The sequence below is a fragment of the Pseudomonas sp. EpS/L25 genome (assembly GCF_001512295.1).
In the GTDB taxonomy this organism is placed as follows: Bacteria; Pseudomonadota; Gammaproteobacteria; order Pseudomonadales; family Pseudomonadaceae; genus Chryseomonas.
This window is the reverse complement of the sequence record NZ_LNUP01000002.1, coordinates 1,204,030-1,216,923: the sequence shown is the minus strand read 5'-3', so window position 1 is coordinate 1,216,923 and position 12,894 is coordinate 1,204,030. Positions and strand designations below refer to the sequence as shown.

At 66.6% G+C, this 12,894-nt stretch carries 7 protein-coding genes; 6 read left to right on the top strand and 1 reads right to left on the bottom strand.

Annotation, left to right across the window (positions count from 1 at the left end; translation table 11 throughout):
• Positions 1–37 precede the first annotated feature (37 nt).
• Positions 38–1,531, bottom strand: coding sequence for a RimK family protein (locus AR540_RS06635; RefSeq protein WP_059227158.1), 1,494 nt, complete (start codon positions 1,529–1,531; stop codon positions 38–40).
• 137 nt (positions 1,532–1,668) lie between these two features.
• On the opposite strand from AR540_RS06635, the gene AR540_RS06630 reads away from it, so the two are divergent.
• The 6 genes from AR540_RS06630 to AR540_RS06605 all read left to right on the top strand — a co-directional run bounded on the left by AR540_RS06630 (position 1,669) and on the right by AR540_RS06605 (position 12,892).
• The gene (locus tag AR540_RS06630) at positions 1,669–2,844 is read left to right on the top strand and encodes a GNAT family N-acetyltransferase/peptidase C39 family protein (protein ID WP_236712012.1); all 1,176 of its coding nucleotides are present in this window, start codon (positions 1,669–1,671) and stop codon (positions 2,842–2,844) included.
• Positions 2,845–3,004: 160 nt separating this feature from the next.
• Positions 3,005–3,907, top strand: a complete 903-nt coding sequence (locus tag AR540_RS06625) for an AraC family transcriptional regulator (RefSeq protein ID WP_059227156.1) — start codon at positions 3,005–3,007, stop codon at positions 3,905–3,907.
• Between the two features lie 72 nt (positions 3,908–3,979).
• Positions 3,980–4,813: a glutathione-dependent disulfide-bond oxidoreductase gene (gene yghU, locus AR540_RS06620; RefSeq protein ID WP_059227154.1), complete on the top strand. Its 834-nt coding sequence runs from the start codon at positions 3,980–3,982 to the stop codon at positions 4,811–4,813.
• 629 nt (positions 4,814–5,442) lie between these two features.
• The gene (locus AR540_RS06615) at positions 5,443–6,627 is read left to right on the top strand and encodes an MdtA/MuxA family multidrug efflux RND transporter periplasmic adaptor subunit (RefSeq protein WP_059227152.1); all 1,185 of its coding nucleotides are present in this window, start codon (positions 5,443–5,445) and stop codon (positions 6,625–6,627) included.
• Entirely contained in the window at positions 6,624–9,794 is a 3,171-nt protein-coding gene (locus tag AR540_RS06610) for an efflux RND transporter permease subunit (protein ID WP_059227150.1), read from the top strand. Before AR540_RS06615 ends, AR540_RS06610 begins: the two co-directional genes overlap by 4 nt.
• Positions 9,791–12,892, top strand: coding sequence for an efflux RND transporter permease subunit (locus AR540_RS06605; RefSeq protein WP_059227148.1), 3,102 nt, complete (start codon positions 9,791–9,793; stop codon positions 12,890–12,892). The genes AR540_RS06610 and AR540_RS06605 overlap by 4 nt, the downstream gene beginning before the upstream one ends.
• Positions 12,893–12,894 lie beyond the last annotated feature (2 nt).

Genomic DNA, 12,894 nt, shown 5'->3' with positions numbered 1-12,894 from the left:
GAGGCCCGCTCCTCACCCGTCTCACGACCCTGGCGCGTTACCAGGGCTGTCCGCCGCGTTGCGATTCCAGGCGCCGGATGAACTCCTCCAGTACCAGGGCATAGAGGTCGTCCTTGAGTACCAGGTCCTCCACCCCGCAATCGATGTTGGGGTTGTCGTTGACCTCGATCACCGCCAGCTTGTCGCCCGCCTGCTTCAGATCCACACCATAGAGCCCATCGCCGATCAGGTTGGCGGTGCGCACCGCCAGCTCCACCACCGCATGGGGCGCGTCCTGCACCGCGAGGGTGCGGAAATCGCCGCTGACTTCGGCAGCGCTGGCGCTGTGGTCGTAGATCTGCCAGTGGCCCTTGGACATGAAGTACTGACAGGCGAAGATCGGCTCCTGGTTCAGCACGCCGATGCGCCAATCATATTCGGTGTAGAAGAATTCCTGGGCGAGCAGCAATACCGAACGCTCGAACAGTTCGGCGCTGGCCTTGCGCAGCTGCGCCTGGTCCTCGACCTTGATCACGCCGCGGGAAAAGGAGCCATCGGGAATCTTCAGCACCAGCGGAAAGCCCAGGCGTTCGCCCAGGCCTTCGAGCTGGGCGGGATTGTCCTTGTAGAGGATCTCGGTGGCCGGCATGTCCAGTTTGTGGGCGCGCAGCAGGTCGGCCAGGTAGACCTTGTTGGTGCACCTGAGAATGGAACGCGGATCGTCCATGACCACCAGGCCCTCGCTCTCGGCCTTCTTGGCGAAGCGATAGGTGTGGTGATCGATGGCGGTGGTCTCGCGGATGAACAGGGCGTCGAATTCGCTCAGCCGCGCATAGTCCTTCTTTTCGATCAGCTCGACGTCCAGCCCCAGGTGCTTGCCGACCCGCACGAAGTTCTTCAGTGCCTTGGCGTCGGACGGCGGGAAGGCTTCCCTGGGGTCATGCAGGATGGCCAGGTCGAAGCGGTACTTCTCGCGGCGACCGGGCTTGAGCCAGACGCGGCGACTGAAGCGATCGAGGGCGTTGGCGAAGAGGTCTTCCTGGGTCTCGTGCAGCTTGTGGATACTGCCCAGCTTGAGGCCACCGATGTGCCAGCCGGCACGGTCGCGGCGGAATTCCACCAGCAGCAGCGGACAGGGAAAGGCCTCGAACAGCTGGCGCGCCAGGTCCTGCAAGGGTTCGATGTCGGTGGTGCCGAAGTAGAGCGTGAGGGTGAAGCCATCGGCGCTGCCATAGGGATGGCCGGCCAGCGCCTTGGTCAGCAGCTTGTCGAGATCCTCCAGCGCCAGGCCATAGAGGGCCTTGCGCGCCAGCTCGCTGATGGTGCGGACCGAGGGAATGACCTTGTGCCCACGGGCTTCGGCCAGCAGCGAGCAATAATAGCCGTGGCCGAGGTACTTCTGGCTACGGCAGAGGTTGATGACCTGCACCCGCTTGCCGTTGTCCTGCTCGTTGGATTGCTCCAGGTATTCCTGGGCGGTGATGACATCTTCGCTGGGATAGTAGGACGACCAGTCTTCCTTGCGCTCCACGACGATATACAGCTTGCTCACTGGACCTCCTGGTTGCGATACGGGGTGCCGACGGAAACCTGAATGCCGCCGACCACTCAAAGGTTGTAACGCGGGCGCTATTAACCATTGCTTAACCATGGCAGGCTGCCCGCTCCGCTCCAGGAGAATCCTTCGCGATGAGTTTCATGCTCAGGGCCGCCGACGTCGACGATCTGGCGGCGCTGGTCGATCTGGAAGCCCGCTGCTTCAGCTATGACCGCCTTTCCCGCCGCAATTTCCACTGGATGCTCACCCGGGCGAACGCCGTGCTGATCCTGGCGGAGAGCGGAACGCAGGTGGCCGGCTACGCCCTGGTGCTGTTCCACCAGAACACCTCCCTCGCCCGTCTCTACTCCATCGCCGTGGACCCAGCCGCCCGTGGCCATCGCCTGGGCCAGCGGCTGCTGGACGCGGCCGAGGCCGAAGCGGTGGAACGCGATTGTGCCTATTTGCGGCTGGAGGTCCGGCCGGACAACGCCGCCGCCATCGCCCTCTACGAGCGCAACGGCTACCTGCCGTTCGCCACGGTGGAGGACTACTACGAGGACCACAGCCAGGCATTGCGCTTCGAGAAGCGCATCCGCCAGCCCCGCGCAGGCCAGGCACGCCCGGTGCCCTTCTACCGCCAGACCACCGATTTCACCTGCGGCCCGGCCAGCCTGCTGATGGCCATGGGTGCCCTACAGCCCGGACGTCCGCTGGAGCGTCGCGAGGAGCTGCGGCTATGGCGCGAGGCCACCACCATCTACATGACCGCCGGCCATGGCGGTTGCGGTCCCCATGGCCTCGCCCTGGCGGCCCTGCGGCGGGGCTTCAAGGTGACGCTGCAGGTGAATACCCGTGGGCCCCTGTTCCTCGACGGGGTGCGCAGCGAGGAGAAGAAGGAGGTGATGCGCCTGGTCCACGAGGACTTCAGCGCCGAGGTCAAGCAGTCGCCCATCGAGCGGCTCTACCGGACACGCCTGGACATCGCCCACTGGGTCAACCAGGGCGCCTTCCCGCTGGTGCTGATCAGCTCCTTCCGGCTGACCAGGGCCAAAGGACCGCATTGGGTGTTGGTCACCGATTGCGACGAGGACTTCGTCTACCTGCACGACCCCGACGTGGATCACAGCCAGCACCGGCGCGAGCTGGATTGCCAGCACATTCCGGTTTCCCATGCCGAATTCGACAGGATGAGTCGCTTCGGCCGCGGCAAGCTGCGCGCGGCGGTGATCCTAGGTCCTGTACGAAAAGTCGCCGAGCGAAGGTCAGGCGAGGCGAAAAAGGCTGAGGAAGCGGATCGGACCCGCACTCGGGTTTACGAGTGGTAAATGAGCATTGCGACCGGGCTGGCGATCCAGGCCTTTTTCAACGAAGCATCACCGAGCGCAGGCACTTTTCGTACAGGACCGAGGGGCCGGCTGAACCCGGGGTTGTACTGGACGTCGAACAGGGCCACGATCAAGGCCAACAAGAACGATGGGTCGACCCATGAGTCAGTCCTTACGCAAGAGCAGCCCCTCCTATGAATTGATGGAGGACCTGAGCGGCCACTCGGTGATCTATCGGGAGCACGGCTTCCCCTGCCCGCTGGTGCGCTGGCACTTCCACAAGGAATACGAGCTGCACCTGATCGTGGCCAGTTCCGGCACGGCCTTCATCGGCGACTACATCGGCAACTTCTACCCCGGCAGCCTGTTCCTCACCGGCCCCAACCTGCCGCACAACTGGATCAGTCGCATCGCCGAGGGCGAGGTGGTGGTCAAGCGCGACATGCTGGTCAACTTCACCGACGAGACGGTGGACAACGCCACCGCGGTGTTTCCCGAGCTCAGCGGCCTGGCTCCCCTGCTGGAACGGGCGCGCTATGGGATCGAATTCCACGACCCCGAGTTGATCGGGCGTGCCGGGGAGCTGTTGCAACACATCGCCGACAGCGGCGGCGCCACCCGTCTCGGCCATTTCCTGGTACTGATGGAGGCGGTAGCCACCTCGGAGCGCTACCAGCTGCTGTCCGGCGCGGTGGAACCCGGAACCGCCAGTGAACAGGCGGTGGATCGCACCAACCGGGCGCTGAATTTCATCTTCGATCACTATCAGCGCGACTTCAGCCAGGAGGAAGCGGCCGAGCATCTGGGCATGACGCCCACCTATTTCTCGCGATTCTTTCGCCAGGCCACGGGGCGCACCTTCGTCGAATTCGTCAACAGCCTGCGCATCAGCAAGGCCTGCGAGATGCTGTCCCACAGCCGCATGCCGGTGACGGACATCTGTTTCGAGGCCGGCTTCAACAACATCTCCAACTTCAATCGGCGTTTTCATCAGCTCAAGGGCATGACGCCACGTCAGTATCGGAGCCTCACGGCGCAAAGACTCACCGAACAGAACGCCTGAACCGAGCCCTGGGAACGCAATGTTCGGTTATGATCGAACGACCGATCTATATCGACCGAGGACAGAGCCATCATGAGCGATTCCTACACTCCCCCGCGCGTCTGGGCCCCCACCACCTCCGGTGGCAATTTCGCCAGCATCAACCGGCCGGTGGCCGGTGCGACCCACGAGAAGGAGCTACCGGTGGGGGAGCATCCCTTCCAGCTCTATTCTCTGGGCACGCCCAATGGCATGAAGGTGACCATCCTGCTGGAGGAATTGCTGGCAGCTGGATATACCGACGCCGAGTACGACGCCTGGCTGATCCGCATCGGCGAGGGCGAGCAGTTCTCCAGTGGCTTCGTCGCGATCAATCCCAACTCCAAGATCCCGGCCCTGGTGGATCGCCGCGGCGCCGAGCCGTTGCGGGTGTTCGAGTCCGGCGCCATCCTGCTCTACCTCGCCGACAGCTTCGGTGCCTTCATCCCCCAGGATCATGCCGGCCGTACCGAGACGCTGAACTGGCTGTTCTGGCAGATGGGCTCGGCGCCCTTCCTCGGCGGTGGCTTCGGGCATTTCTACGCCTATGCGCCGGAAAAGCTCGAATACCCGATCAACCGCTACGCCATGGAAGCCAAGCGCCAACTCGATGTGCTCGACCGCCTGCTGGCCGAGCGCAGCTATGTAGCCGGCGAGGAATACGGCATCGCCGACATCGCCATCTGGAGCTGGTACGGCAACCTGGTACTGGGCCAGCTGTACAACGCCGCGGAATTCCTTTCCGTGCAGGACTATACCCATGTGCAGCGCTGGGCCAAGGCCATCGCCGCACGACCGGCGGTGCAACGCGGCCGCCGCGTCAATCGCACCTGGGGCGAGCCGGACGAGCAACTGGCCGAGCGGCATTCGGCAGCGGATCTGGACTGACGCTTCTTCGGACGCGGCGGGGCCGTGGGGCTGCGTTCAACGTTAGGGCGGTGTCTGGTCGCGGGTTCCCGGCCCCGAAGCAGGTCTTGGGTTCCTGATCGCGGCCATGGGCCGCTCCTACAGGAAGAGGTACGCCGGTTTGACGTGATCTTTGCCGTGGCTGATGGAAACTGAACGCCTGCTCGGCTAGCCCCCTCTCCCCTCGGGAGAGGGTTGGGGTGAGGGCCTCCTCGCCACCAAGTCTCCAGTGGAAAAGGCTGCGCCGTTTTCCACGCTACGTGAGGTATCCCCACAGCGACAAGGCAGTTGCTCCTACAGTTACATCGAGCCTGTAGGAGCGGCCGCATAGGCGGACCGCCATGGCCGCGATTGGAAGGCCGATCTCGTGCGGTGTTGCAGAAGTTATCTACATAGTTCTGGCGGCGCTTTTTCCGGCAACGGCGGACCGCCGGCCTGCGTTGTCGCTCCTCAGACCCTGGCCCGCGCTAAGTAGCGAACCGGCAAAAAGCGCCCGCCAACTCCTGCGCGAGCGTCTGAAACACTTCCTCAGCAGGCGCTGGAAGCCCTTTCCATATTTCCTGCACATTTGCCCAGCAGCCTGACACCTATCTCAGTCAGGTCTGGCAGGCATGAGCAGGAAATCCCGCATTATCGTCGTCGTTATCTTGGTCGGTGCCGCCGTGGCGCTAGGCCTCAGGCTGCATGAACGTTCGGGCGACGCTGGCAATGCCGCACACGGCAGCCATGGCGGTCGGGCCTGGAACGCGGCCGCCGGGCAAGGGCAGCCGATCACCGTCGCGGTGGGCCAGGCCGGGCATGCCGACGTACCCGTCACCCTCACCGCCCTGGGCACCGTGGTCGCCAACGCCAGCGTGACGGTGACCACTCGGGTGGCCGGCCAGCTGGAGCAGGTGTTCTTCACCGAAGGCCAGCGGGTGAAGAGGGGCCAGCTGTTGGCGCAGATCGATCCGCGCCCCTACCAGGCGACGCTGGACCAGTATCGCGGCGACCTGGCGCAGAACCAGGCGCAACTCAAGAGCGCCCAGCTGACCCTGGAACGCTATCGCCGGCTGGTGGCCAAGGATTCCCTGGCCAAACAGGAGCTGGATACCCAGGTCGCCACCGTGGGCCAGTACCAGGGCGCGGTACAGGCGGACCAGGCGCAGATCGCCGCTGCCCAGTTGAACCTGCAGTACGCGCGTATCACGGCACCGCTGGATGGCTACGTCGGCCTGCGCCTCGTGGACCCGGGCAACTACCTGGCGGCTGGCGACACCACTGGCATCGTCAGCATCACCCAGACCGACCCCATCGCCGTGACCTTCAGCCTGCCCCAGGCGACGCTCGCCAGCCTGCTGCCCAAGGTCCGCCAGGGCCAGGCACTGCCGGTTACCGCACTCGGCCAATTGGACAACACGACGCTGGCCGAAGGTACGCTGAAGTTCATCAGCAACGAGATCGATACCAGCACCGGCAGCCTCAAGCTCAAGGCGGTTTTCGCCAACCCGGACGAGAAGCTCTACCCCAACCAATTCGTCAACGTGCGCCTGCAGACCGACACCCTCAAGAACGCCGTGGTGGTCCCCGCCGCCGCGGTGCAGCTGGGCAGCGACGGCAGCTTCGTCTATGTGGTGGGCGCCGACGACAAGGTGGAGAGACGCGGCATCACCACCGGCCCGGCGCTGGGCGACCGGGTGGCCGTCACCCAGGGGCTCACGGGCGATGAACGGGTGGTCATCCGAGGTATCGACCACCTGCGCGACGGTGCCCAGGTCCGGGTGGAAGGCGCACCGGCGGCGGATGCCCGCCGATGAATCCGTCGCGGCTGTTCATCCAGCGGCCGGTGGCCACGGTGCTGCTGATGGTGGCGGTGCTGTTCGCCGGCATCCTCGGCTATCGTCTGCTGCCCATCTCGGCGCTGCCCGAAGTGGACTATCCCATCATCCAGGTGACCACCCTCTACCCCGGTGCCAGCGCCAAGGTACTGGCCACCGCGGTGACCGCGCCCCTGGAACGCCAACTGGGGCAGATGGCCGGCCTCGCGCAGCAGTACTCCACCAGCTCGGCCGGCGCCTCGGTGATCACCCTGAAGTTCGACCTGAGTCTGTCGCTGGACGTCGCCGAACAGGAGGTACAGGCCGCGATCAATGCCGCCAACAGTTTCCTGCCCAACGACCTGCCCAATCCGCCCACCTACAAGAAGGTCAATCCCGCCGACGCCCCGGTACTGACCCTGGCCGCCACCTCCGACAGCCTGCCGCTGACCCAGGTGCAGGACCTGGTGAACACCCGCCTGGCGCTGAAGCTGTCGCAGATCTCCGGGGTCGGCCTGGTGAGCCTGGCCGGCGGCCAGCAGCCGGCAGTACGCATCGACGTCAACCCCAAGGCCCTGGCCGCCCACGGCCTGACCCTGGAAGACGTCTACACGGTGGTCAACGCCGCCAACGTCAATGGCTCCAAGGGCGGCTTCGACGGCCCCGACCACTCCATCACCATCGACGCCAACGACCAGTTGCGTAGCGCCGCCGAGTACGGCGAGCTGGTGCTCAGCTACGAGAATGGCGCCGCCCTGCGCCTCAAGGACGTAGCCACCACCGCGGAGGCGCCGGAGAACGCCTACCTGGCGGCCACGGCCAACGGCCGGCCGGCCATCGTCATCAACATCCAGCGCCAGCCGGGGGCCAACGTCATCGGCGTGGTCGACGCCATCCAGGCGCAACTCCCCAAGCTGCGCGCGGCCCTGCCCGACAATGTCCAGCTGACGGTGCTGGCCGACCGCACCCAGACCATCCGCGCCTCGCTGGCGGACGTGCAGTTCGAACTGCTGCTGTCCATCGCCCTGGTGGTGATGGTGACCTTCCTGTTCCTGCGCAACCTCACCGCCACCCTGATTCCCAGCCTGGCGGTACCGCTGTCGCTGGTGGGTACCTTCGGCGTCATGTACCTGGCGGGTTTCTCGCTGAACAACCTGACCTTGATGGCCCTGACCGTCGCCACCGGCTTCGTCATCGACGATGCCATCGTGGTGGTGGAGAACATCGCCCGCCACCTGGAAGACGGCGAGCCGCCGCTGCAGGCGGCGCTGCGGGGTTCACGGGAGATCGGCTTCACCATCATCTCCCTGACCTTCTCGTTGATCGCCGTGCTGATCCCGCTACTGTTCATGGGCGACGTGGTGGGTCGCCTGTTCCGCGAATTCGCCATCACCCTGGCGGTGGCCATCCTGGTCTCCATGTTCGTGTCCCTGACGCTCACGCCGATGCTCTGTGGCCGGCTGCTGCAGCACGTGCCGCCGGAGCGCCAGAGCCGCTTCGCGCGCTGGGGCGAACGGCAATTCGAGCGCCTGGTGGCGGGTTACGATCGCACCCTGAGCGTGGTGCTGGACCATCAGCGGCTGACCCTGCTGGTGGCCGTGGCCACCGTGGCGCTGACCGCCCTGCTCTATCTGCTGGTGCCCAAGGGCTTCTTTCCCAGCGAAGACACCGGACTGATCGTCGGCTTCACCCGCGCCTCCCAGGATGTCTCCTTCGACGCCATGGCCCGCCGCCAGCAGGCGCTGGTGCAAAGGGTGCTGGCCGATCCGACGGTGGCCACGGTGACCTCGACCATCGGTGTCGACGGCAGCAACGCCACCCTCAACCAGGGGCGCCTGCAGATCCAGCTCAAGCCCTTCGACGAGCGCAGCGAGCGGGCGCCGGCCATCATCCAGCGCCTCAAGCAGGCCGCCGCAGGCGTCGCCGGCATTCGCCTGGACCTGGTGGCCAACCAGGAGCTGACGGTGGACGACCAGCTCACGCCCAGCCAGTACCAGTTCACCCTCGACGACGCCGACGGCACCCGGCTGGCCGCCCTGCTGCCGCGGCTGATGCCGCGACTGCAGGCACGGCCGGAGCTGCGTGACGTGCTCGACGACCTGGAAGACCAGGGCCTCACCGCCCAGGTGGAGCTGGACCGCGCCGCCGCCGCGCGCTTCGGCATCACCGCCGCCGATGTGGACACGGCTCTGTACAACGCCTTCGGCCAGCGGCTGATCTCCACCATCTTCACCCAGGCCAACCAGTACCGGGTGGTGCTGCAGGTGCCCGGTGCCTTCCGGCAGACCCTGGCGGCCTTCGGCGACATCTATCTGGCGCCCGCGACAACCGCCAACACCAGCGGCACCAGCACCAGCACCAGCACCAGCACCAGCACCAGTACGGCAACCACCAGCAGCAGTCCCAAGGGCCTGGTGCGCCTCACCGACATCGCCCGCATCGAGCAGCGCCCCGGCGCCCTGTCCCTGACGCGCCTGGGGCAATTTCCGGCGGTGACGCTGTCCTTCAACCTGGCCGATGGCTATTCCCTGGAGCAGGCGCAGCAGGCCATCGCCCAGTGCCTGGCCGAGGCCCAGGCGCCGAGCAGCGTCACCCTGAGGTACCAGGGCGCGGCCCAGGCCTTCCAGCAGGCGGCCGGCAATACCCTGTGGCTGATCCTGGCCGCGGTGGTGGTGATGTACATCGTGCTGGGGGTGCTCTACGAGAGCTTCATCCACCCGGTGACCATCCTCTCCACCCTGCCCTCGGCGGCCATCGGCGCCCTGGCGCTCCTGTTGCTGACCGGCACCGAGTTCACCCTGATCGCCCTGATCGGCGTGGTGCTGCTGATCGGCATCGTCAAGAAGAACGCCATCATGATGGTGGACTTCGCCCTGGAGGGGCGCCAGCAGCTGCACCTGGCGCCACGGGAAGCCATCCACCGCGCCTGCCTACTGCGCCTGAGACCCATCCTGATGACCACCCTGGCCGCCCTGCTCGGCGCCCTGCCGCTGATGTTCGCCAGTGGCTCCGGCGCCGAGCTGCGCCGGCCGCTGGGGCTGGTGATCGTCGGCGGGCTGCTGGTCAGCCAGGTGCTGACGCTCTACACCACGCCGGTGATCTACCTGGTCTTCGATAGCCTCGGCGAGCGGCTGGGACGGCGTTGGCAGCGGAGCGGCGGACGATGAATCCCATCCGCCTGTTCGTGCTCAAGCCGGTCGCCACCCTGTTGCTGAGCCTGGCGGTGCTGCTGCTCGGCCTGCTCGGCTACGCCCAGTTGCCGGTAGCGCCACTGCCCAAGGTGGACTTCCCCACCATCGTGGTCACCGCCAGCCTGCCGGGAGCCAGCCCCGAGACCATGGCCGCCACCGTGGCCACGCCGCTGGAGCGCAGCCTCGGCCAGATCGCCGGGATCACCGAACTGACCTCCAGCAGCAGCCAGGGCTCCACCACCCTGATCCTGCAGTTCGACCTGTCGCGCAACATCGACGGCGCCGCCCGCGACGTCCAGGCCGGCATCAACGCCGCCCGCAGCCTGCTGCCCAGCGGCATGCCCAGCCTGCCCACCTATCGCAAGGCCAACCCCACGGAATCGCCGATCCTGATGCTGGCGCTGACGTCCAAGACGCGCAGTCCGGGCGAACTCTACGACCTGGCGTCGAGCATCCTGCAGCAGAAGATCGCCCAAGTGCAGGGCGTCGGCCAGGTGTCGATCCGCGGGAGTTCGCTGCCGGCGATCCGCATCGACCTGCAGCCCCAGCAACTGGCCCATGCCGGCATCACCCTGGACAGCGTGCGCGCGGCCATCGCCAACGCCACCACCCATGGCGCCAAGGGCGTGCTGCACGCCGAGGGCCAGACCTGGTCCATCGAGAGCAACGGCCAGCTGGAGCAGGCGGCGGACTATGCGCAGCTGATCGTCGGTTACCAGCAAGGTGCCGCGGTGCGGCTGAGCGACGTGGCGCGGGTCTACGCCACGGTCGAGGACGTCTACGTCAGCGGCTCGCTGAACGGCCAGCCCTCGGTGACCCTGGGCGTCACCCGCCAGGCCGGCGCCAACATGCTGCAGACCCTGGACGCCATCAAGGCCCAGCTGCCGGCCCTGCAGGCCCTGGTGCCGGGCGACGTGGACCTGGTGCCGGTGATCGATCGCTCCGCCAGCATTCGCGCCTCGCTGCACTCCACCGAGGAAACCCTGCTGGTGGCGGTGCTGCTGGTGATCGCCGTGGTGTTCGTCTTCCTGCGTGACCTGCGCGCCACCCTGGTCCCCGCCGTGGCCCTGCCGCTGTCGCTGATCGGCACCTGCGCGATCATGTACCTGCTCGATTACAGCCTGGACAACCTGTCGCTGATGGCGCTGATCATCGCCACCGGCTTCGTGGTGGACGACGCCATCGTGGTGCTGGAGAACGTCACCCGCCACCGCGAGCTGGGCCGCGGGCCGCTGCGCGCGGCGCTGATCGGTGGCCGCGAGGTGGCCTTCACCGTGCTGTCGATGACGCTGTCACTGATCGCCGTGTTCATCCCGCTGCTGCTCATGGGCGGCATCGTCGGCCGGCTGTTCCGCGAATTCGCCGTCACCCTCAGCGTGGCCCTGGTCATCTCCATGCTGCTGTCGCTGACCCTCACGCCCATGCTCTGCGCGCGGGTACTGCGCGAGCGCTCACCCACAGCGCCAGTGCCAGCCCTCTATCGGTGGATCGAGAACGGCCTGGCGCGCCTGCAAGCCGGCTATCTGCGCGGCCTGGACTGGGTCCTGCGGCACCCGCTGCTGACCCTGGCGAGCCTGGCGCTGACCGTGGTGCTCAACGTCTACCTCTATGTGGTGGTGCCCAAGGGCTTCTTCCCGGACCAGGACACCGGGGTGGTGCTCGGCGCCATCCGCGCCGACCAGAGCATCTCCTACCAGGCCCTGGCGCCCTATGTGAAGGAAATCGCCGCCCGGTTGCGCCGCGATCCCGACGTGGCGGCGGTGATGGCCTCCACCGGCGGCGGCATGTTCGGCTCGCGCAACTCGGCGCAGTTCTTCATCCGCCTCAAGGACTACAGCGAGCGTCAGGACAGTGCCCAACAGATCGCCAATCGCCTGAGCCAACTGGGCAGTCGCCACGCCGGCATCCAGCTGTTCCTCATGCCGGCCCAGGATCTGCGCGTCGGGGGGCGCAGCGCCAACGCCACCTATCAATTCAGCCTGCAGGCCGACGATCTCGACGAATTGCGCAGCTGGACCCCGAAGGTGGAAGCCGCCTTCAAGACCCTGCCGGAACTCACCGGCGTGGATTCCGATGCCCAGAACGGCGGCCAGGAGGTGCGCCTGGAGATCGACCGCGCCGCGGCCAGTCGCCTGGGGGTGAGCGTCAAGGACCTCGACACCCTGCTGGACAACGCCTTCAGCCAGCGGCAGGTGGCCACCCTCTATCGCACCCTCAACCAGTACCACGTGGTGCTGGGGCTGGCGCCGAGCTACACCCAGGACCCAGAGGTGCTCAAGCAGCTGTACGTGGTGACCGGCAGTGGCGCCCAGGTCCCGCTGGCCGCCTTCGCCCGCTTCACCGGCGGCAATGCCCCCCTGGCGGTGGCGCACCAGGGTCAGATGGCCACCAGCACCCTGGCCTTCAACCTGGCCGACGGCGTCTCCCTGGAACAGGCCCAGGCGGCGATCCAGGCGGTGCTGGTCAAGGTCGGCCTGCCACGGGAGATCCAGTCCGGCTTCCAGGGCACCGCCCAGGCCTTCGCAACCCTGGTCGCCCAGATTCCCTGGCTGGTGGCCGCGGCCCTGGCGGCCATCTACCTGGTGCTGGGCATGCTCTACGAGAGCTACATCCATCCGCTGACCATCCTCTCCACCCTGCCCTCGGCCGGGGTCGGCGCCCTGTTGCTGCTGCTGGCCACCGGCACCCAGCTGACCCTCATCGCCCTGATCGGCATCCTGCTGCTGATCGGCATCGTCAAGAAGAACGCCATCCTGCTGGTGGACTTCGCCCTGGTGGCCGAGCGCGACCGCGGCCTCTCACCCGAGGCCGCCATCCGCGAGGCCTGCCGCCTGAGATTCCGGCCGATCCTGATGACCACCCTGGCAGCCTTCTTCGGCGCCCTGCCGCTGGCCCTGGGCAGCGGCGGCGACGACGCCCTGCGTCGCCCCCTGGGCCTGGCCATCGCTGGCGGCCTGGCCCTGAGCCAGGTGCTGACGCTCTTCACCACCCCGGTGGTGTTCCTCTGTCTCGACCGCCTGAGCCGCGCCAGCCGCCGGTTCTGGCGCCAGCATCTGCGCCGCGCCGCGGCCTGAAG

What these genes read in the sequence shown, in the direction of transcription:
- AR540_RS06605 (WP_059227148.1), top strand. Translation starts at nt 9,791, where the DNA reads ATGAATCCCATCCGCCTGTTCGTGCTCAAGCCGGTCGCCACCCTGTTG.
- AR540_RS06615 (WP_059227152.1), top strand. Translation starts at nt 5,443, where the DNA reads ATGAGCAGGAAATCCCGCATTATCGTCGTCGTTATCTTGGTCGGTGCC.
- AR540_RS06610 (WP_059227150.1), top strand. Translation starts at nt 6,624, where the DNA reads ATGAATCCGTCGCGGCTGTTCATCCAGCGGCCGGTGGCCACGGTGCTG.
- AR540_RS06630 (WP_236712012.1), top strand. Translation starts at nt 1,669, where the DNA reads ATGAGTTTCATGCTCAGGGCCGCCGACGTCGACGATCTGGCGGCGCTG.
- AR540_RS06625 (WP_059227156.1), top strand. Translation starts at nt 3,005, where the DNA reads ATGAGTCAGTCCTTACGCAAGAGCAGCCCCTCCTATGAATTGATGGAG.
- yghU (WP_059227154.1), top strand. Translation starts at nt 3,980, where the DNA reads ATGAGCGATTCCTACACTCCCCCGCGCGTCTGGGCCCCCACCACCTCC.